Source organism: Mycobacterium sp. NPDC003323 (assembly GCF_053589535.1).
The window spans coordinates 177387-197201 of sequence record NZ_JBSFSB010000007.1 but is presented as its reverse complement, the minus strand read 5'-3'; the positions used below and the strand labels follow the sequence as shown (position 1 = coordinate 197201).

Below are 19815 nucleotides of genomic sequence, written 5' to 3'. Positions count from 1 at the left end.
TAAGCGACATGGCGTCGTTGCTGTCTCGGGTCGGCCGGCCCGCCGGTTCGCCATTTGTTTCCGGGTGACGATGCCGGTGCCCGGCTTTGAGCGACAATCCAGCGACATGGCGTCGTTGCTGTCTCGGGTCGGCCGGCCCGCCGGTTCGCCATTTGTTTCCGGGTGACGATGCCGGTGCCCGGCTTTGAGCGACAAATCAGCGACACGGGGTCGTTGCTGTCTCGGGTCGGCCGGCCCGCCGGTTCGCCATTTGTTTCCGGGTGACGATGCCGGTGCCCGGCTTTGAGCGACAATCCAGCGACACGGGGTCGTTGCTGTCTCGGGTCGGCCGGCCCGCCGGTTCGCCATTTGTTTCCGGGTGACGATGCCGGTGCCCGCCTTTGAGCGACAAATCAGCGACACGACATTGTTGTCGGTGGGTCCTGCCAACGTGTGCGCATGGAGCGATTGATGAGCGTGCGGGGGACCGATCTTCGCTATCTGTTGGTGTGGATGTTGTGGGACGAAGGCCCGTGCGGGGTCAGTGAACTGGTCGACCGATTGGCGAGCTTCGGGTTCGGTGTCGACGGCAGGCCGTCGAAGACGATCTCGGACGCGCTGCGCTGGGAGGTCCGGCGAGGCCGACTGATGCGGCCGTATCGGGACTGGTACATGCTGGGTGACATCCCGCGGTCGACCGAGTATCGAATCCACAAGAGGGTGCTCAGGTTACGCGTGCAGGCGGGCACATTGTCGGAAGATCGAGCCGCGCTCTATCTGCTCTGACCGTGTCGCTGGTTTGTCGCTCGAAGGCGGGCGTGGGCATAGTCTCTCGGGAACTGCCGGCGCGTTGCCGGTGGGTGGGGCGATGGCGCGGCGGCGTGTTGTCGCTGGTTTGTCGCTCGAAGGCGGGCGTGGGCAGCCTCTCGGGAACTGCCGGCGCGTTGCCGGTGGGTGGGCCGCGGCGTGTTGTCGCTGGTTTGTCGCTCGAAGGCGGGCGTGGGCATAGCCACTCGGGAACTGCCGGCGAGTTGCGGGTGGGTGGGGCGATGGCGCGGCGGCGTGTTGTCGCTGGTTTGTCGCGCAAAGGCGGGCACCGGCATAGTCACCTGGAGGCCCGGAAGACGCGACGGGCCGGGACGGCCCGGCCAGACAAGACCAGCCCGGCCACGGCCACATCCGCCCAACCATCTAGCTCAGCGACATCTTGAATTCCTCGGCCAACCCGTCGATCCCCGCCTGGATCGCCGCGATCGCCGACTCGCGCGCCTTCAGCTTGCTGGCCACATGCGCCTTCAGGTGCAGCGTCGCCGCATACTCCGCGGCCACCTCCTGCGCGCGACCCAACACCGCCTCACGCTCGACGATCTCGTCCAGCCAGCCCGCGTCGATCGCCGCCGCACCGGCGAACACCGCCGCCACCGACACCGCGCGCGAGTAGGCCGCCGGCGTCAACCGCATCCGCATGATCTCCAGCGCCGCCATCGGCAGCGTCATCCCGATCGCGACCTCGTTGGCCTGGCACCGCGACTTCTCCGAACCGACGCGATGATCACCGCTCAACAACAAGAACGAGCCCATCGCGATGGCCGGCCCGGTCGCGGCGATGACCACCGGCGCCGGGAACGTCAACAGCCGGATAGCCAACTCGAACCCACCGCTGAGCATCGCGTGTCCGGCATCGGCATCGCCGGACGCGAACACGCTCAGGTCGAACCCACCGCTGAGCACCCGCTCGTTGCCGGCCAACACCACGGCCTTCACGGTGCCGGCGAGGATATCCGACTCGGCTTGGTCGAGCGCGGCACTGATCGCGGACTGCATCGCCGGCGACAGCGCATTGACCTTGCCATCGTCGAGAGTGACGGTCGCGACGGCTTCGTGGACGGCATAAGTGGCGGTCATACGCCGGATGTTACGGAGCGCGGTGTCGAATTCCGATGGCGGGGCTGGAGTGATGCCGTCCGCCGGACTGCTCCTCGGCGATCCACGGGAAGTCCAACTGCGTCGTCTCATCGGCCTGCCGCGTGCGCCACCGGTCCTGGGTCTCGCGGACCGCCCGGTTCATCCGGTCGATCTCGGCGCGGAACACCTCGGGCCGGGTCTCCTTGGACGCGTAGTGAAAGTAGGTCAGCACGCTGCGCAGCAGCTCCAACTTCTGCTTCTCGCGCTTGGCCAGATCATGCGTGGTCATCAACTCCAGTCGCTGCACCGGCTGCAGCGTCGACCAGTCCAGCTCCACCGCCGACTCGAACTCGCGCTTGCCCGCCCGGTATCGCACGGTCCCCTCGAACCGCGACCCGATCTGCCCGCCGAACTCCTCGCGGCTGATCGCCGAATCCCACACAGTTCGCCACTCCTGACCCGGAGCGAGCTGTTTGAGTTCGCTGGGCAGGCGCAGTTCGCCGATCTCCGGCAGCCCGTCGGGATAACCGTCCTCAGACCGCCCCACCGTCAGCGGCGTCGTGAACTCCAACCGCACATCATGGGCGGCGGACTGCCCGAAATTGCGAACCACCAACTCGATGACGTGCCAATCCGACGGGTGCGGCTCCATGAACACCACCACGTGCGGACGTAGCTCATCCGCTTTGAGCTGGCGGTTTCGCTTCAACACCCGCGCGGTGAACAACAGCGCGCACAACCCGAGCGCCAGCCCGGCCCACGCCGCGATCGCCAACCATCCCGCCGACCCCAGGCCGGCCAGTTCGGCCCACCGATCCCTCAACCAGTCCACCGCGACCTCATGTCATCAACGAATAGAGAACTTCGCTGATCATGGCACACAGCGAGCCGCGAGGCGTTGCTAGGAGGCGGTGGCGAGTTCCTGCGGCCGTAGCGGAGCGCTCTGCGCCGCGGTCAGCAGTCGCTCACCGCGATCCAGCCAATCCACATCGGACCACGCGATCAGCGCGGGCAGCCGCCGCCAATACCGCGGATGGCTGTGCACGTGCATCTGCACGCTGGCGTGCACGGCGGCATCCGCGGGCAGCCGCCGCAGGCCGACCGTCAACGCCGAACTCTCCGGCTCCACATGCACCGAGGGCGACGCGTCGACCCGCAACCCGGCCTGCGCGGCACCGTCGAGCATCCACTCCAGGGTCAACTCGCCGGTCAGGATGTCGCGGTGCGTCCCGCGGAACCACACCTCGTCCACACCCTCGACGCGCTGCAGGCTCGGCGCGCCATCGATGGCTATGGCGTGCCGCCCGTCGACGACCTCGACCGCACCGGCCGCGCCGCGGATCCGGGTGCTGTCCCACAGCCCCAGGAAGCGCACCGGCACCGCGATGTCGTCGTGCTCGGCCAGCCCGGCGGCCACCTCGGTGACGTGGCGCCAGTCCTGCGCCGAGCGCTCGGTGCGCGGAAGCACATACGTCGCCAGCATGTAGTCACGCAGTTCGCCGTCCAGCACGCCGATGGTGCCCAGCAGTCGCGACAACGCCTGCGCGCCCGCGGCCCCGCTGCCCGCACCGAACACGAAGACCTCGTCCCCGGGATTCCAGTGCTCGACCAGGAAGTCGTACGCCGAGCGGACCGCCTCGCGCACATCCTGCGGTCGCCGCTTGGTGTGGTGGTGCCAGCCGAGCTGGTCGGTCGGGTCCAGGCGACGGAAGAGCGCCGTGGCGTTGCTTTCCCCCGAATGGTCGAAGCACAGCACGATGTTCGTCACGGCAACCCCCCGGTGCAGCTGAATCGAAATCTAGCGAATTATTCTGCCAACCTGACTTGGTGCGACCAAGGCGGAATCTCGCTTAGATGGCCCTGCGGTCGACGAAATTCAGCGTCCGAAGGCTATCGCGCGACGGAATCGGTTGTCTGTCCGCCAAGTGGCGTACAGAATGGGGAACTGCAGGCAACGCCTGTCAGGTCAGCGGGATGGTGGCGCCCGCGCTGCCGAGGTCGCCGAACACCTGCAGCGCCTCCGGGTTGGCGTCCGCCGGGACGTCGAAGGCGATGCTCACGTCCACCGGTTGGCCCGGGTCCAGCACTGCCGAGATGCCGCCCAGATAGAACGTCGCCTCGGTATCCGGGCTGAACGGCTGCCCGCCCGCGGTCAGTACCTGCTGGTCGGACAGGAACGTGGCGGGCGACGTGCCGTTGTTCAGGAAGTTCAGCTTGACCACGACGAACTGTCCGGCCGCCGTCTTGGTCAGGAATTCGTTGTCCACCGCGGACACAGTCGGGACGATCTCGATGCCGGTCTGGGTGATGGTGACGTCACCGTCCACCGCTGATCCTTCGGCCGGCGCGAGGGCGGCATCGGGGGCGGCGGAATCCGTTGCGGCGGCCGTCGTCTCACCGGAACCAGTGGCCTCGGTGGTCACGTCCGTCGCGCCGGCCTCGGTCACCTCGCCATCGGAACCTGCGAACGCGAACGCCCACACCAGCACCCCGACCAACACCACGGCCAGTGCCCCGACGCCGATCAGATAGCCCTTGAGCGGGCTGCGCTTCTCGGCAGAGACGGGCATGGGGCCGGCGAAGGGTGCCGGCTCGGCGGGCGGCGGGGGAGCGACGGCGACGGGCGCCTCGACGACGGCGGTCGGCTGCTCGGTCAGCGGCACGACGGTGGTCGTCTGCTCCGCCAACGGGTGCACCTCGGGGGCGTCCGGCACGACGGGTTCGACGGCTTCGGTGGTTTCTGTGGTGTCTGCGGCGACGGGCTCCGGGAGGTCAGAGTCGACGGGCTCGGCCTCGGCCGGCTCGGCGGGTTCATCGGGCGCAACCGGCTCGGGCTCGTCCGGCACGACGACCGGCTCGGGATCGGCCTTACCGGCGTCCTCCCACGACGGCATCGCCATCTCGTCCTCGGGCCAGGGCGGCAGCTCCGCAGGCCAGGCCGACGTCTCCTCGGTGGACTCGGGCGCGTCGGGGCGCTGAGCAGTCCACTCCGCGCCATCCCAGTAGCGTTGACCTCCGGACCCGTCGGGATCCGGGTACCAGCCGGCCGTGGTCGGCGGTGTCGTCATGCAGGGCTTCCTCCCTAACGCGCGCCACCGGGGCGCTGTGACCTCGCACAATAGTCCAGCCAGCAAATCGTCGCGAGACGCATCACCGGCCTGGCGGCCGTATCAGCCACCCATCAGCATGCGCCATTGATCGAGATTGCTGGCCCGATAGACATAGTTGGACCGCTTCACATCCGACAGCGCAGCGCTGGGCTCGGTCGAATACCAGTGCCCCGGATACACCGTCGGATCGCCCGAGAGCGTCGACAGCGACTGCAGGCTGCGGAACATGTCGTCGACGTTGCCGCCCGGGAAATCGGTGCGCCCGCAGCCTTCCAGGAACAGGGTGTCGCCGGCGACCAGGCGGCCGTCGAGCAGGAAGCACTGGCTGCCCGGGGTGTGCCCGGGGGTGTGCAGCAACTCGATGTCGATGCCGCCGACGCTGACCTTGTCACCGTGCTGATGCGTCGTCAGCTCACTCATCGCGATCCCGGTGACATTCGAAACCCATTCCGCCTCAAGGGCGTTGACGTGCACCGGCACGCTGACGCGCTCCAGCAGCTCGGCCACCCCGGCCAGCGTGAAGCCCATCATGGTGCCGCCGACGTGGTCGGGATGGTGATGGCTGACCAACACCCCGGACAGCCGCATACCGTCGGCCTCCAGCGCGTCGACCAGTTCACCGGCCGAATACGCCGGGTCGACCAGCACCGCCTCACCGGTCTCGCGGTCGCCGATCAGGTAGGCGAAGTTGCGCATCTGCTGGGCGATCATGTCGCCGGCCGCGAAATCGCGACCCGACAACAGCTGGCGGAAATACAGGCGATCGGTATCGGAAGCCATGCCGAACACCTTATGGGTAAGCGTCGTACCACCCATAACCGCAGGTGCGTCAGGCCCGGCGCACCCCGGAGACCGCCGAGCGGGGCAGCCGGCCGGCCCGGGAATGCCCGGTGAGCCGGTCGCCGTCGACAATCACATCGAACGCCAGGTTCAACCGCATCGGCTTGCCGATGGTCTGCCGCCACGTCACGCGTGCCTGATCGACGACGATGTCGTGCAGCGCGACCGTCTCCTGCTTGCCCGCCGCGGTGCCACACAGCACGCCGTCACGTTCGTCGAAGCTGTACTCCACCGACAGTGACCCGATGGGTGTCTTGATGGTGACGTCCCAGTCGCCGAGGATGCTCATGCTCACCACTCCTGCGGTGCGCGGCCGGTGTTCATCCACACCGTGCCGCGCCGCTCGTAGGCGAACATCTGCTCGACGGCCAACGCGATGCGCGGACCGTATGCCCGCTCCAGTAGGTGCAGGGCGAGGTCCAGACCCGAGGTCACCCCGCCCGCGCTGACCAGATCCCCGTCGTCGACGACGCGCGCGGTCACCGGGACGGCGCCGGTGGCCTCCAGCACGTCGACGCCGAGGTGATGGGTGTTGGCGTGGCGGCCGTCGAGCAGCCCGGCCATGGCCAGTGCCAGCGACCCGCCGCACACGGTGGCCACCGTGATGTCCGGATTGTCCAGTGCCGCACGCATCATCGGGACGGCCGCGGTCTCACCGAACCGCGCCAGCAGCACCGGGATGGTGGCCACCGCATCCGGATCGCCCTGCAGTGGGCCGCTGGCGCCGGGCACGACGATGAACCCGGGCCGGGTCGGATCCAGAGCCGCGGTGGCCCGCAGGGTCAGCCCGCGGGACCCGCTGACCACGACGCGCGGCCCCTCGGCGGAGACGAGTTCCACGCCGAGTTCACCACCGACATAGTCGCTGCCGGCGACCAGCACCTCATAGGGGGCGATGACATCGAGCGGGTCGAACCCGTCGAACAACAAGATCTGTGCGTGCATGGAGTCAATGGTGGGGGCCGGATCGGTTCTGCGACATCGGCTGTCGGGCCATGCTGCGCCGCGATCTGGCCAGGCGGTCAGCCGACCTGCTGTTCGCGGAAGGTGTTGCGGTAGCTCTGTGGAGCGACGCCGCTGAGCCGGCGGAACTGCTCGCGGAAGTTGGCCGGTGAGCCGAATCCGACATCGCGGCCGATGCGTTCGACACCGTGCGGGGAATGCTCGAGCAGTTCCTGGGCGCGGCGCACCCGCACACCATTGACCCACTGCATCGGTGTCTGGCCGAGTTCGGCCTGGAAGCGCCGGCTCAGGGTCCGCACGCTCAGCGCGGCCTGCGCGGCGATATCGGTCAGCGTGATCTCGCGGTGGGCGTTCTCCTCGATCCACGCCAGCACCGAGTCCAGTTCGGTCACCGCGCCGATGGTGTTCACCGGCAACGCATTTCGCACGATGAACTGAGCCTGCCCGCCACTGCGGTGCAGCGGCGCGACGGCGAGGCGGGCCGCGGTCGCCGCCGCGGCGGCACCGTGGTCGCGCGCCACCATGTGCAGACACAGATCCAGTCCCGCCGACGCGCCGGCCGAGGTGAGGACCTGGCCCTCGTCGACGTAGAGCACATCGGGGTCGAGGTCGACCGCCGGGAATGCGGCCCGGAACAGGTCGGCGGCCATCCAGTGTGTGGTGGCGCGTCGGCCGTCGAGTAGTCCTGCCGCGGCCAGCACGAAGGCGCCGCTGCAGATCGAGGCGATGCGGGCGCCGGCGGTATGCGCCGCCTGTAGCGCGGTGATCACCGCGTCGGGCACGTCGGCGGTGACGTCGTTGCGCCCGGGCACGATGACGGTGTCGACGCCGGCCAGCGCGTCCAGGCCGTGGTCGGTGCCGATGCGCACCGGCCCGGCCTGCACCAGCGGTTCGGTGCCGCAAATCCGCACGTCATAGCCGGCCGTGCCGTCGGGCAGAATCAGCCGGCCGAACGCCTCCAGGGGAACGCTGAGGTCGAACGCGATCAGGTCGGGGAACGCCAGGACCGCCACCGTGCGCATGGGCATGCCCGCAACACTGCCTCGTCACGAGGCCCGACGACAGTGGCCAGATGGCCATACATCGCCGAAATCCGGTCACTCCCGCCGTATGCGCAGGTGTAAAAACCGCACGAAATCGGGTGTTTGACCGCACAGCCGCTAAATCTGGTATTTGAAATGCAGGATTACTAGCGTCAGGGCCATGCAACTCACCCGGTTCACCGACCTGGGTCTGCGCACGATGATGCTGCTGGCCGCGGGGGACGCCGACGACCGCCGCATCACCACCCGGTCGATCGCCGTCGGCGCCGACGCCTCCGAACATCACGTCGCCAAGGCCGTCGCGCGACTGGTCGACCTCGGCATGGTGCAGTCCAAGCGCGGTCGCGTCGGCGGGCTGTCACTCACCGAGGACGGGCGCAGCGTCTCGCTGGGCTGGCTGGTGCGCCGGCTCGAAGGTGACGCCGAGGTGATCGATTGCGACGGCGGCCGACCCTGCCCGCTGATCGCCGGTTGTCGATTGCGCCGCGTGCTGGCCGAGGCCAAAGAGGCCTTCTACCGCGAACTCGACAACCACACCCTCCAAGACCTCACCGGCAGCGGCCTGCTGCCGATGGTGACACTCCCACTGGAAAGGAACACCCGATGACCGTCGTCGCTGCCCCCGAGGAACTGCAGCCCGCCCACGCCGAGATGATCAAGGCCACGCTCCCGTTGGTCGGCGCCAATATCGACGCCATCACCCGGTCGTTCTACACGCGGCTCTTCGAGGCTCACCCGGCGCTGCTGCGCAATCTGTTCAACCGGGGCAATCAGGCCCAGGGGGCGCAGCAGCGGGCGCTGGCCGCGTCGATCGCCACCTTCGCGACGCATCTGGTGAACCCCGAGCTGCCGCATCCGGCCGAGCTGCTGTCGCGTATCGGGCACAAGCACGCCTCGCTGGGGGTGACCGCCGACCAGTACCCGATCGTGCACGAGCACCTGTTCGCCGCGATCGTCGAGGTGCTCGGCGCCGACACCGTCACCGCCGAGGTCGCCGAGGCGTGGGACCGGGTCTACTGGATCATGGCGAACACGCTGATCGACATGGAGCGCGGGCTCTACGACGAGGCCGGGGTGTCCGCCGGGGACGTCTACCGTCGCGCCCGTGTGCTGGACCGGGTCGACGATCCCTCCGGTGCCGTGCTGGTGACCGTCGCCTCGGATCTTAATTTCAGTGCCGGACAGTACGTTTCGGTCGGCGTGACGCTGCCCGACGGTGCCCGTCAGCTGCGCCAGTACAGCCTGGTGAACAAGCCGGGCGAGGGGCAACTGACCTTCGCGGTGAAGCCGGCCGGTGAGGTGTCGGAGTGGATCCGCGACAACCTGCACGTCGGCGATCTGATCGATGTCACCGTGCCGTTCGGCGACCTGCCGGTGCCGACGCCCGGGGTCCCGCTGGTGCTGATCTCCGCGGGCATCGGCATCACCCCGATGATCGGCATCCTGGAGGCGCTGCCCGCCGACGCCCGTGTCCAGGTGCTGCACGCCGACCGTGACGTCTCGTCGCACCCGCTGCGTGAGCGTCAGCGCGAGCTGGTCGACGCGTTGCCGAATGCTTCCTTGCAGCTCTGGTACGAGGACCTGATGTCGCTGGACGGCGTCGAGCTGCCCGAGGGTGCCGAGGTGTACCTGTGCGGTAACGACGGGTTCGTCCGGGCCGTGCGCGATCAGCTGCTGGAGCGCGGGGTGACCCGGGTGCACAGCGAGCTGTTCAGCCCGAACGACTGGCTGCTGGACTAGGTGTTTCCTACGTGGGTTCAGTCTTCCGGGCGGTCGGCTCGGGAGACTGAAACCACGTAGCTCCGAGTTATCCACAGGCCGTCTCGTCAGGGGTGTTGCCGGGCCGCTTCGCGGTGCCAGCATCGGTGCATGGGCGGGGTCTTCATCGGCAGCGAGGCATTGGCGGCGGGCAGGGTGACACGTCACCAGCTGCGCGCCCGGTATCGGCGAATGTTCCCCGATATCTATGGTCCGCTGAATCCCTCGGTGTGGGACCGAGCGCACGGGGCATGGTTCTGGTCGGGGCGCCGTGGTGTGGTCGCGGGTGTGGCGGCGTCGGCGCTGCATTACGCGAAGTGGGTTCCCGACGACATTCCGATCGAGATGCTGTGGCGTAACACCCATCCGCCGAAGGGCTTGATCGTCCGCAACGAGTCATGGGCCGCCGATGAGGTGACGACGGTCTCGGGTGTCGCCGTCACCACCGCTGCCCGCACGATCTTCGACCTCGGCCGGCATCTGGAGCGCGATGAGGCGGTGGTCAGGATCGATGCACTGCTCGCGCGCGGCCGAGTGAGCGTCGACGACGTCTACCCGTTGATCGCGCGGCACCCGAACGCCCCGCGGGTGCGGCGACTGCAGACGGCACTCGCCTTGGCCGATTCCGGTGCGGAGTCACCGCGCGAGACGCTTCTGCGGTTGGCGTTGACCGATGCGGGCATGCGGCCCGAGCGGACTCAGATCCCGGTGGCCGACGCCCGCGGGCGAATCGTCGCGAGGGTGGACATGGGGTGGGAAAGCCTCAAGGTCGCGGTCCAGTACGACGGATATCACCACCAGACCGACCGTGTGACATACGTGCGGGATCAGAAGGTCAACAGGGCGCTGGAGGCGTTGGGGTGGATCGTCATCCGAGTCATCGCCGAGGACAGCGACGCCGACGCGGTGGGGCGGGTTGCGGCAGCGCTGTTCAGTCGCGGCTGGCGGGCCGCGTGAGTTCAGCCTGGTTGGGCGATGATCGACTGGGCTGAAGCTGGGTAGGTCGGCGGCTCCGGGTGGTGTGCGTGGGTTCAGTCTGGTTGCGGAACCCTCGACTGGGCTGAAGCTGGGTAGGTCGGCGGCTTCGGGTGGTGTGCGTGGGTTCAGTCTGGTTGGGGAACCCTCGACTGGGCTGAAGCCAGGTAGGTCCGCGACCCCCGCCGGCCTGCGTGGGTTCAGTTTGGTTGCGGAATCCCGGACTGGGCTGAAGCCAGGCACACCCGCGCCCCCCGCCGGCCTGCGTGGGTTCAGTCTGGTGACGGAACCCCGGACCAAGCTGAAGCCAGGCACACCCGCGACCCCCGCACCCGGCTGAAACCCCCGCAAAACCGCCCAAAGACCAGCCGTTTTGGCACCAGGAAGAGCGGGAATGTACCCTCTTTAAGGCCCACGGGCCGAAGTAGTGCAATGCCCCCTTAGCTCAGTCGGCAGAGCGTTTCCATGGTAAGGAAAAGGTCAACGGTTCGATTCCGTTAGGGGGCTCGGTGGACGCCCGGGCGGAGCCCCGCCCGCGTCGATCGGGGCGGTGTAGCTCAGCTGGTTAGAGCGCACGACTCATAATCGTGAGGTCGGGAGATCGAGCCTCCCCACCGCTACAGGCAGAACAACGAGAGGCAAGAGACGTGGCGTCGAGTACCGACGTACGGCCGAAGATCACTTTGGCCTGCGAGGTGTGCAAGCACCGTAACTACATCACCAAGAAGAACCGGCGTAACGACCCGGACCGGCTGGAGATCAAGAAGTTCTGCCCGAACTGCGGTCACCACCAGCCGCATAAAGAGTCCCGCTGATCCTTCGCCGTGGCTCTGTCGACCGATATCGTCGGGATGCACTATCGCTATCCCGACGCGTATGAGGTGGGGCGCGAGAAGGTGCGCGAGTACGCCGTAGCTGTCAAGAATGACGCCGCGTACTTTCAGGACGAAGACGTCGCCGCCGACCTCGGACACAAGTCCCTGCCGGCGCCGCTGACCTTCATCAGCATCTTCGGGTACACGGCACAGTTCGCGTTCTTCGAGCACGCCAACATCGGCATTCACGACGCACAGATCGTTCAGGTCGATCAGGCGTTCAAGTTCGCCAAGCCGATCCGGGCGGGCGACCGGTTGTATTGCGACGTCTACGTCGACTCGGTGCGCCAGGCGCACGGCACCGACATCATCGTCACCAAGAACATCGTCACCAATGAACAGGGTGAGGTTGTGCAGGAGGCCTATACGACCCTCGCGGGGCGTTCGGGCGACGGAGAAGAGGGCTTTTCAGATGGCACTGCGTGAGTTCAGTTCGGTCAATGTCGGGGACACCCTTCCGGAGAAGGTGATCCCGCTGACCCGTCAGGATCTGGTCAACTACGCCGGCGTGTCCGGTGACCTGAACCCGATCCACTGGGACGACGAGATCGCCAAGCAGGTCGGCCTGGACACCGCGATCGCGCACGGCATGCTCACCATGGGCCTGGGCGGCGGGTTCGTCACCGACTGGGTCGGCGACCCGGCCGCGGTCACCGAGTACAACGTCCGCTTCACCGCGGTGGTCCCGGTGCCCAACGACGGCGTCGGCGCCGAGATCGTCTACAGCGGACGGGTGAAATCCGTTGACGCCGATTCGAAGTCGGTGACCATCGCCCTGGCCGCCACCACCGGCGGCAAGAAGATCTTCGGCCGCGCCATCGCCGTCGCGAAGCTGGCCTGAGCCATGGCGTTGCGTCCAGACCTGCTCGGCATGGTCTACAAGTACCCCGAGGTGTTCATCGTCGGCCGCGAGCAGGTCAAGATGTTCGCCAAGTCGGTGAAGTCCGAGCACCCCGCCTCGCTGTTCGAAGAGGCCGCCGCCGAACTCGGCCACGACAGCATCGTCGCCGGCCCGACGTTCGTGTCCATCCTGGCCAACCTGGTGCAGCAGGACTTCTTCCGCAACGTCGACGTCGGCATGGAGACCATGCAGATCATCCAGGTCGACCAGCGCTTCGTGTACACCCGGCCGATCAAGGTGGGCGATCACCTGCACGCCGAGCTGGAGATCATGTCGGTGGACAATCGGTTCAACGCCGACATCGTCGTCACCCGCAACATCCTGCGCGACGAGAACGGCGATGTGGTCATGGAGGCGTACACCACGCTGATGGGCCACGAGGGGGACAACTCGGTGTCGGTGCGCTACGACCGGGAGTCCGGTCAGGTCTTGCGCACGGCAGCGGCAGCGGATTAGTAAGTAGTACTTGGGCCGATGTACACTCGGTCCTCGGGGTTTTCCCACTACAGCGCGCTGTCCGTCGGTTCGGAAATCGGCCGATCGGAGAGCGCGCAACTGTGTGAGGCCCTGAACGAAGGGGCGTAGCTCAATTGGCAGAGCAGCGGTCTCCAAAACCGCAGGTTGCAGGTTCAAGTCCTGTCGCCCCTGCTCAACTGAATACTCGACAAGTGTGGACACTGGAAGGTGACCACACGTAACCAGACGAAAGGCATGCGGTGAGCGACGACAAGCCGGCACTGGGGCCTTCGGCAGACGACGCGCCCGAGGGCGGCGAGACGGCCGGCCCGACCGCCGCAGCTGCCCGCCCGCTGCGTCCCACCGGAAAGCGGACGCGACGCGCGGCCGTCGGCGTCATCGACGAGGAGTCCGACGCCACCGAGATCGTCGAGTCCGACGCCACCGAGGCCGAGGCGAGCGACAAGCCGGCCAAGCGTGCCAAGGCCAAGCCGGCCGCCAAAGAGGGCTCGCGGGTCAACCCGTTCGCCTTTGTCTGGAACTACCTGAAGCAGGTCGTCACCGAGCTGCGCAAGGTCATCTGGCCGAACCGTAAACAGATGGTCACCTACACGACTGTGGTGCTGGTGTTCCTGGCGTTCATGGTGACGCTGATCGGGTTCGTCGATCTCGGCCTCGTGAAGGCCGTGAGCTGGATCTTCGGCTGACCCGGAAGTATGAGAGAGGACTGAAACCGTGACTAGCTTCGACGGCGACGAGAACATCGACGCCGACACGCCTGAGGGTGAAGCCATCGTCGACGTGATCGATGAAGCGGCAGCTGCCGAGGAGATCACCGAGACCGAGGCTCCCGCGGCCGAGGCTGCCGAGGAAGAGGAAGTCGATCCGGCGACCGCGCTGAAGAAGGACCTGCGCACCCGCCCGGGCAACTGGTACGTCATCCACTCGTACGCCGGTTACGAGAACAAGGTGAAGGCCAACCTCGAGACCCGCGTGCAGAACCTCGACGTCGGTGACTACATCTTCCAGGTCGAGGTGCCCACCGAAGAGGTCACCGAGATCAAGAACGGCCAGCGCAAGCAGGTCAACCGCAAGGTGCTGCCGGGCTACATCCTGGTCCGGATGGACCTGACCGACGAGTCGTGGAGCGCGGTGCGCAACACCCCGGGTGTCACCGGGTTCGTGGGTGCGACGTCCAAGCCGTCGCCGCTGTCGCTCGACGACGTGGTGAAGTTCCTGCTGCCGCCGGCCGCGGCGAAGAAGCCGGCCGCCAAGACCAGCGCGGCCGCCGCCGCGTCCTCGGAGGCGACGCTGGAGCGTCCGGAGATCCTGGTCGACTTCGAGGTCGGCGAGTCCGTCACCGTCATGGACGGCCCGTTCGCGACGCTGCCGGCCTCGATCAGCGAGGTCAACGCCGAGCAGCAGAAGCTCAAGGTGCTGGTCTCGATCTTCGGCCGCGAGACGCCGGTCGAGTTGACCTTCACCCAGGTCGCCAAGATTTAGTTTTCGGGCCCGGATATCGGCTGGGCCCAAGAGAGAAGGAAAAACCAGAGCATGGCCCCGAAGAAGAAGGTCGTCGGGTTGATCAAGCTCCAGATCCAGGCCGGGCAGGCCAACCCTGCTCCGCCCGTGGGTCCGGCGCTCGGCCAGCACGGCGTCAACATCATGGAATTCTGCAAGGCGTACAACGCCGCGACCGAGTCGCAGCGTGGCAACGTCATCCCCGTGGAGATCAGCGTCTACGAGGACCGCAGCTTCACGTTCGCGCTGAAGACCCCGCCCGCCGCCAAGCTGCTGCTCAAGGCCGCCGGCGTGCAGAAGGGCTCCGGCACCCCGCACACCACCAAGGTCGCGAAGGTGACCTGGGATCAGGTGCGCGAGATCGCGGAGACCAAGAAGGAAGACCTCAACGCCAACGACATCGACGCCGCGGCGAAGATCATCGCCGGTACCGCCCGCTCCATGGGCATCACGGTCGAATAAGAACCAAGAAATTCTTGTGGGAGGGCCCGCTTCGGCCCGCCAACCACAAACTCTGAACTGGAGACATCAATGAGCAAGAGCAGCAAGGCCTATCGCGAGGCCGCCGAGAAGGTGGACCGCGACAATCTCTACACCCCCATGCAGGCGGCCCGCCTGGCCAAGGAGACGTCGTCGAAGAAGCAGGACGCGACCGTCGAGGTGGCCATCCGGCTGGGCGTCGACCCGCGCAAGGCAGACCAGATGGTGCGCGGCACCGTCAACCTGCCGCACGGCACCGGTAAGACCGCGCGCGTCGCGGTGTTCGCCGTGGGTGAGAAGGCCGAGCAGGCTACCGCTGCCGGCGCCGATATCGTCGGCAGCGACGACCTGATCGAGAAGATCCAGGGCGGTTTCCTGGACTTCGACGCCGCGATCGCGACCCCCGATCAGATGGCCAAGGTCGGCCGGATCGCCCGCGTGCTGGGCCCCCGCGGCCTGATGCCGAACCCGAAGACGGGCACCGTGACCGCCGACGTGGCCAAGGCCGTCACCGACATCAAGGGCGGCAAGATCAACTTCCGTGTCGACAAGCAGGCCAACCTGCACTTCGTGATCGGCAAGGCGTCGTTCGACGCCGAGAAGCTGGCCGAGAACTACGGTGCCGCCCTCGACGAGGTGCTGCGTGCCAAGCCGTCGTCGTCGAAGGGTCGCTACCTGAAGAAGGTCACCGTCTCGACCACCACCGGCCCGGGCATCCCGGTCGATCCGGCGGTCACCCGCAACTTCACCGCGGAGGAGCAGGCGTAGTCCTGACCCACAGTTCGTCCCGAAACCCCGCCCCCCGTGGCGGGGTTTCGGCGTTTGCAGGGGTCTCAAAACGAAAAGTGTTTCCGCGGGCCAAATTTGGTTGACGGTCGGCGACCTTTTCCAACGCCTGGGGGGTGCGGGCGGGCCGACGTGTCACGCGGTGTGCAGGGTGTTCGCTGATTCGGTAGCTCGCCGCGCGTGAGTCGACGGGCGCGCCCCCGATGTTGCTGTGAGTCCGTGCACGGCCGGCGACGGCGGTCGCCGAGCCGGCTGCGCTGCGGGGTTTGCCAGCTTTCCGCGGGTCGGGTCGGCTCAGGAATTGACGGTGGCGACACTACTTAGCTGGAAATGCGGTTCGCGATTCACCTGAGAACGCACTCATATTTCGTATACACACCCTTGTGTTATTTGCTGCGAGCCTGGGTAACTCCGGTACGAGTGCGCGCTCGCACGCTCGCAAATCGCTTCTAACAGGGGAAAGTCCATGGAGAAACGGGCGAATAAGTGGTTTCGAGAAGTTGCCGGAAAGGCCGCAATTGTCACGGTTGCGTCCACATTATTTGCTGCCACGTCCACGCATAATGTATTGCCGCTCGTCAATGCGCAGACATACGACGTGATGCATGTCGCCGAAATCGAAGAAGTGCCCAGCACGATCGGCATCGCTGACTCGGAGCTCTACCTGCAGGGTTCGCTGGAGGAGATCAACGAGCGGCTGGACCTGATGCAGTCGCTGGGCGTGACCAACGTTCGGATCCTGGTGCCGTGGGCCGGTGTGCAACCGCTGCATCCGGACACCCCGTTCGGGCTCGGTGCGCCGCGCTGGGACCAGTTGGACATGGTGGTCAACGCCGCCGCGGAGCGGGGCATGGGCATTCTCGGGGTGCTCAACTCGACGCCGGTGTGGGCGACGTCGAGCACGCCGGTCAGCGGCCAGCCGGCCGACTTCAACCGATTCGCCGATTTCGCGCGGTCCGTCGCGCTGCGCTACGGCGACAAGATCTCGGCGTATGAGGTGTGGAACGAGCCCAACTCGGCCCAGTTCTGGAATCCCCTGGATCCCGAGGACTACACCGAGATGCTCAAGGTCACCTATACCGCGCTCAAGCAGGCATCGGCGGACATCGGTTCGGACATCACGGTTGTCGGCGGAGTGGTCGGCGCCGGCCTGACATGGGGTGACGCCACCATGAACCCGGTCGACTTCGTCCGGCGGATGTATGACGCCGGCGCCGACGGATACTTCGACGCGCTGTCCTTCCACCCGTACAACTACGACTCGAAATTCTCGGTGGGAGACAGCCTTCCGTGGCGTGAGGGCATGCCGCTGTATCAGGTGAACCGGATCCGCGAGTTGATGGATTCCTATCAGGACGTGGGCGAGGAGCAGGTCAAGATCTGGATCACCGAGTACGGCGTGCCGACCAACCGGGTGTCCGAGGCCACCCAGGCGGCGTTCATCCGCGACCTCATCGAGTTCTGGCAGACCGCCGAGGGCGCCGGTCCGATCTTCATCTACACCACCCAGGACCGGCTCAATCCGGCCGGCAACGATGACGAGGCGCACCTGGGCATCTTCCGGCCCGACGGCACCATGAAGCCTGCCGCCGAGGTGATTCGGGAACTGATCGAGGAGCTCGCCGATCCGACAAATCCGGGCCCGGGACCCGATCCGGATCCGGGCCCCGACCCGGTGTACCCGTCGAATCCGATTGCGGCACTGGTGCAGGCGCTGCAGCAGGCGGTGACCAGCGTGCTGAGTCTGGTGCCGAATCTGCTGAACGCTGTCGGGGTGGCCATCACCAACATCATCAACGGGATCTTCGGCGGCGGCGCCCAACCGACGACGGCTCGGACGGTGCGCACCGCGATGGCCGGCGACGAGGACGTCGCCGAGGTGGATGCTGCGAGCGCTGTCACCGATTCCACCGATGAGGAGGCCGCCACCGAAGTGCGGGGTGCCCGCAGCGCAGCCGACGACGACATGGCACCCGATGCCGCGGCGACCGCCGACGACCTGGGTGTCAGCACCGAGGTCACCGACACCGAGGACGCCGCGGAGGACGAGGCAGCCGAGACGGCCGAGACCGCAACGGAAGTGACGACGGAGCCGACGGTCGAGGCGACGACGGAGGCCACGCCGGAGAGTGCGACGGAGCCGACGACGGATGCGGCCGAACCGTCGAACGACAAGACCGCCGACACCGTGGACAGCGCGGACCCCAAGACCTCCGATGACGACGAGGCCGCCGGCAATTCCCAGAAGGAGGAAGACTCGACGGAGCCGTCCGATGAGGCGGAATCCGCCGACGCGGCGGACGAGTCGCAGACCGAGAGTCGCGAAACCGATGCGCCCGAGAAGAAGTCACGCGAGGAGCAGGACTCCGATACCGCGCGTGATCCGCAGGACGAGGCCGGTGCGGACGGTCAGTCCGAGCAGCAATCGGCATCGAGCAGCCGCACGCCCGCCGGTGCGGCAGCCGGGGGTGGTCAGTAGGCCTCGACAAGCCGGCACCGCACCTCACCGGGCAGGGGGTGAGGTGCGGTGCGCTGCCGTCAGTCCGCGGCCGGATCGAGGGGAACCGCGACGGTGGCCAACAGCGCGCGGTGATCGGTGCCCGGGACCTTGACGGTGTGGATCGAGGTCGCCGTCGAGTTGCGGGTCAGCACATGGTCGATGGTGATCAACGGCGGGATCAGCCGGTTGGGGGAGTAGGTCGGTGAGAAGCCCGCGCCGGTCTGCCGGACGGCGTCCTGGTAGCCGGTGTCGAGCAGGTCGCGGAACTGGCGCATGTCCACCGTGGCGTTGAAGTCCCCGGCGATGATGACCGCGGCCGGTCCGGCCTGCTTGTCGTAGTCGGCGAATTCGGCCTTGGTTTTCAAGATGCGATAGCGCCAGTGCTCGAAGGTGTTGGCGCCGCCGGCGATCGGCGACATGAGGTGCACGCTGGAGACAAGCGGATCATGGCGCACACCGGGGATCCGCAGGCGAGCCGCGACGAAGTTGTTGCCGTGCTCGGACTCCGGAAGTCGGGTGAGTGGGTAGCGGCTGTACAAGCCCATACCCTCGGATTGCGGCCGCGGCACCAAAATCGAGTGGGGGAAGGCTTTGTCGATGCCGGCGTCGGCGAGGCGTTGCACCGCCTGCTTGGTGAGCTCGGAGACGGTGATGACGTCGGCATCCTCGGCAAGGTCGACGAAGAAATCGGCATTCACTTCGCCGTAGCGCAGGTTGGAGGACAGCACCCGGATCTCGGCATGCGTACCCACATCGGCGGGTCGTCCCCCGTAGTACCAGGGCACTTGGATAAGCAGTGTGCTGATCAGCGCTGCCGCGGCCGCCACGGCGAGGAACGTCCTGCGGCACAAGGCCAACGTCACACAGGCCAACAGGGCCGCAAGAGGTAGGTAGGGCGACGACGCGACGAGCACCAGGGCTGCCAGGTTCGTCAGCGGCAGCGCCCGGGCGGTCAGCGCGACTATGACATAGACGAGCGTGAGTATCCCGATGACGAACGGAATGGACAGTCGCGGGCGGCCACTCGATCCGCGGCGGCGGTCGCGGATTCGTGCTCTCATCTGGGGCGGCAAAGTTCGAGCACCTGAGGCAACAGGTCGGCGATCTGACGGCCGACCGCCTCAAAGACCTCTGGGCTTTGGCCGATTGGGTCCGTGATGTCTAGTGACTCGCTACCGGCTAGCTGTGGACGTAAATTTGCGAGCGCGTCAACGGAGTGGGCGCCTGCCTCCTGGACGAGTCGGGCAGCCTCGACCAGGGTAAACGTGCGATGCAGCTTATGAGGGGCCACTTCTAGAACACTGTCACGGTGTGTTCTGGTCATCGTTAGTATCAGCTCAGCGCGAGACGCAACTTTCGCCGATAATCTTCTCGCAGCGAATTCCGAGGCGCTTCCGCCGAGACGCTCTAGGACCGATTGGGCGTCGGGATGGATTGGGTGGCCCACCAAGGCCCGTGTTCCGGCGCTGGATGCAGTGGTGTCGACGATGCCAACCCTGTCGCAGTAAGCGATTGCGAGGCGTTCAGCAGTGGGTGACCGGCAGATATTCCCGGTGCACACGAACAAGATATGCAGAGCATGCTCCTTGTCTCTGTGAGGTATTCGCGCGACCTTCGCAAGCTGGTCGCTTCCGGATGCTCTCATTCAGTATCCGTGGGTCCGCAGGGGCAGCGCGACCTATGCGGCAGTAGTGCGGCCTGATGCAGATCTGGCAACGTTAAC

At 66.7% G+C, this 19815-nt stretch carries 23 protein-coding genes and 3 tRNA genes; 16 read left to right on the top strand and 10 right to left on the bottom strand.

Going from position 1 to position 19815, the window contains the following annotated elements:
* Nucleotides 1–450 precede the first annotated feature (450 nt).
* Complete coding sequence (locus tag ACWDUN_RS18210; RefSeq protein WP_449931033.1) at nucleotides 451–765, top strand: hypothetical protein; 315 nt, start codon at nucleotides 451–453, stop codon at nucleotides 763–765.
* A 405-nt stretch (nucleotides 766–1170) separates the two neighbouring features.
* On the opposite strand, the gene ACWDUN_RS18205 is transcribed toward ACWDUN_RS18210, so the two are convergent.
* From ACWDUN_RS18205 to ACWDUN_RS18170, 8 genes are all read right to left on the bottom strand, one after another.
* Nucleotides 1171–1884: a crotonase/enoyl-CoA hydratase family protein gene (locus ACWDUN_RS18205; RefSeq protein WP_449931031.1), complete on the bottom strand. Its 714-nt coding sequence runs from the start codon at nucleotides 1882–1884 to the stop codon at nucleotides 1171–1173.
* Nucleotides 1885–1894: 10 nt separating this feature from the next.
* Nucleotides 1895–2716 (bottom strand): hypothetical protein, encoded by an 822-nt coding sequence (locus tag ACWDUN_RS18200; RefSeq protein WP_449931029.1) that lies wholly within the window; start codon nucleotides 2714–2716, stop codon nucleotides 1895–1897.
* 69 nt (nucleotides 2717–2785) lie between these two features.
* Nucleotides 2786–3652: a phospholipase effector Tle1 domain-containing protein gene (locus ACWDUN_RS18195; protein WP_449931027.1), complete on the bottom strand. Its 867-nt coding sequence runs from the start codon at nucleotides 3650–3652 to the stop codon at nucleotides 2786–2788.
* Between the two features lie 193 nt (nucleotides 3653–3845).
* Nucleotides 3846–4952 carry a DUF4352 domain-containing protein gene (locus tag ACWDUN_RS18190; protein WP_449931025.1) on the bottom strand — a complete coding sequence of 369 codons (1107 nt, stop codon included), beginning with the start codon at nucleotides 4950–4952 and terminating at the stop codon, nucleotides 3846–3848.
* Nucleotides 4953–5054: 102 nt separating this feature from the next.
* Nucleotides 5055–5774: an MBL fold metallo-hydrolase gene (locus ACWDUN_RS18185; protein ID WP_449931023.1), complete on the bottom strand. Its 720-nt coding sequence runs from the start codon at nucleotides 5772–5774 to the stop codon at nucleotides 5055–5057.
* 49 nt (nucleotides 5775–5823) lie between these two features.
* A complete protein-coding gene (locus ACWDUN_RS18180) occupies nucleotides 5824–6123 on the bottom strand; it encodes a hypothetical protein (RefSeq protein ID WP_449931021.1) in 300 nt (99 codons plus the stop codon).
* A 2-nt stretch (nucleotides 6124–6125) separates the two neighbouring features.
* Nucleotides 6126–6779: a DJ-1/PfpI family protein gene (locus ACWDUN_RS18175; protein ID WP_449931019.1), complete on the bottom strand. Its 654-nt coding sequence runs from the start codon at nucleotides 6777–6779 to the stop codon at nucleotides 6126–6128.
* Nucleotides 6780–6856: 77 nt separating this feature from the next.
* Nucleotides 6857–7819 (bottom strand): GlxA family transcriptional regulator, encoded by a 963-nt coding sequence (locus ACWDUN_RS18170; RefSeq protein ID WP_449931157.1) that lies wholly within the window; start codon nucleotides 7817–7819, stop codon nucleotides 6857–6859.
* Nucleotides 7820–8000: 181 nt separating this feature from the next.
* Between ACWDUN_RS18170 and ACWDUN_RS18165 the strand changes: the two genes are divergently transcribed.
* From ACWDUN_RS18165 to ACWDUN_RS18095, 15 genes are all read left to right on the top strand, one after another.
* Nucleotides 8001–8447: an RrF2 family transcriptional regulator gene (locus tag ACWDUN_RS18165; RefSeq protein ID WP_449931017.1), complete on the top strand. Its 447-nt coding sequence runs from the start codon at nucleotides 8001–8003 to the stop codon at nucleotides 8445–8447.
* Nucleotides 8444–9580 carry a globin domain-containing protein gene (locus tag ACWDUN_RS18160; RefSeq protein WP_449931015.1) on the top strand — a complete coding sequence of 379 codons (1137 nt, stop codon included), beginning with the start codon at nucleotides 8444–8446 and terminating at the stop codon, nucleotides 9578–9580. Before ACWDUN_RS18165 ends, ACWDUN_RS18160 begins: the two co-directional genes overlap by 4 nt.
* 129 nt (nucleotides 9581–9709) lie before the next feature.
* Nucleotides 9710–10555, top strand: a complete 846-nt coding sequence (locus ACWDUN_RS18155) for a hypothetical protein (protein WP_449931013.1) — start codon at nucleotides 9710–9712, stop codon at nucleotides 10553–10555.
* A 452-nt stretch (nucleotides 10556–11007) separates the two neighbouring features.
* Nucleotides 11008–11080: transfer RNA gene (locus ACWDUN_RS18150), tRNA-Thr, on the top strand.
* A 39-nt stretch (nucleotides 11081–11119) separates the two neighbouring features.
* Nucleotides 11120–11193 (top strand) — tRNA-Met (locus ACWDUN_RS18145).
* Between the two features lie 27 nt (nucleotides 11194–11220).
* Nucleotides 11221–11388, top strand: a complete 168-nt coding sequence (gene rpmG, locus ACWDUN_RS18140) for a 50S ribosomal protein L33 (protein ID WP_023985310.1) — start codon at nucleotides 11221–11223, stop codon at nucleotides 11386–11388.
* Nucleotides 11389–11397: 9 nt separating this feature from the next.
* Nucleotides 11398–11874, top strand: a complete 477-nt coding sequence (gene hadA / locus ACWDUN_RS18135; protein WP_449931010.1) for a (3R)-hydroxyacyl-ACP dehydratase subunit HadA — start codon at nucleotides 11398–11400, stop codon at nucleotides 11872–11874.
* A complete protein-coding gene (gene hadB / locus ACWDUN_RS18130) occupies nucleotides 11861–12289 on the top strand; it encodes a (3R)-hydroxyacyl-ACP dehydratase subunit HadB (protein WP_449931008.1) in 429 nt (142 codons plus the stop codon). Before hadA ends, hadB begins: the two co-directional genes overlap by 14 nt.
* 3 nt (nucleotides 12290–12292) lie before the next feature.
* Nucleotides 12293–12805, top strand: coding sequence for a (3R)-hydroxyacyl-ACP dehydratase subunit HadC (hadC, locus tag ACWDUN_RS18125; RefSeq protein WP_449931006.1), 513 nt, complete (start codon nucleotides 12293–12295; stop codon nucleotides 12803–12805).
* A 119-nt stretch (nucleotides 12806–12924) separates the two neighbouring features.
* Nucleotides 12925–12997 (top strand) — tRNA-Trp (locus ACWDUN_RS18120).
* A 68-nt stretch (nucleotides 12998–13065) separates the two neighbouring features.
* Nucleotides 13066–13512: a preprotein translocase subunit SecE gene (secE, locus tag ACWDUN_RS18115; RefSeq protein ID WP_449931004.1), complete on the top strand. Its 447-nt coding sequence runs from the start codon at nucleotides 13066–13068 to the stop codon at nucleotides 13510–13512.
* 28 nt (nucleotides 13513–13540) lie between these two features.
* Complete coding sequence (gene nusG / locus ACWDUN_RS18110) at nucleotides 13541–14308, top strand: transcription termination/antitermination protein NusG (RefSeq protein ID WP_449931002.1); 768 nt, start codon at nucleotides 13541–13543, stop codon at nucleotides 14306–14308.
* 51 nt (nucleotides 14309–14359) lie between these two features.
* Nucleotides 14360–14788 (top strand): 50S ribosomal protein L11, encoded by a 429-nt coding sequence (rplK, locus tag ACWDUN_RS18105; RefSeq protein ID WP_068000652.1) that lies wholly within the window; start codon nucleotides 14360–14362, stop codon nucleotides 14786–14788.
* Nucleotides 14789–14857: 69 nt separating this feature from the next.
* Nucleotides 14858–15574, top strand: coding sequence for a 50S ribosomal protein L1 (gene rplA, locus ACWDUN_RS18100; protein ID WP_449931000.1), 717 nt, complete (start codon nucleotides 14858–14860; stop codon nucleotides 15572–15574).
* A gap of 619 nt (nucleotides 15575–16193) precedes the next feature.
* On the top strand, nucleotides 16194–18071 hold the full coding sequence (locus ACWDUN_RS18095) for a cellulase family glycosylhydrolase (RefSeq protein WP_449930998.1): 1878 nt from the start codon (nucleotides 16194–16196) through the stop codon (nucleotides 18069–18071).
* Nucleotides 18072–18130: 59 nt separating this feature from the next.
* Here ACWDUN_RS18095 and ACWDUN_RS18090 read toward each other — a convergent pair whose 3' ends face one another.
* Both ACWDUN_RS18090 and ACWDUN_RS18085 read right to left on the bottom strand, forming a co-directional pair.
* Complete coding sequence (locus tag ACWDUN_RS18090; RefSeq protein WP_449930996.1) at nucleotides 18131–19153, bottom strand: endonuclease/exonuclease/phosphatase family protein; 1023 nt, start codon at nucleotides 19151–19153, stop codon at nucleotides 18131–18133.
* Nucleotides 19150–19737 (bottom strand): arsenate reductase/protein-tyrosine-phosphatase family protein, encoded by a 588-nt coding sequence (locus ACWDUN_RS18085; protein ID WP_449930994.1) that lies wholly within the window; start codon nucleotides 19735–19737, stop codon nucleotides 19150–19152. Before ACWDUN_RS18085 ends, ACWDUN_RS18090 begins: the two co-directional genes overlap by 4 nt.
* Nucleotides 19738–19815 lie beyond the last annotated feature (78 nt).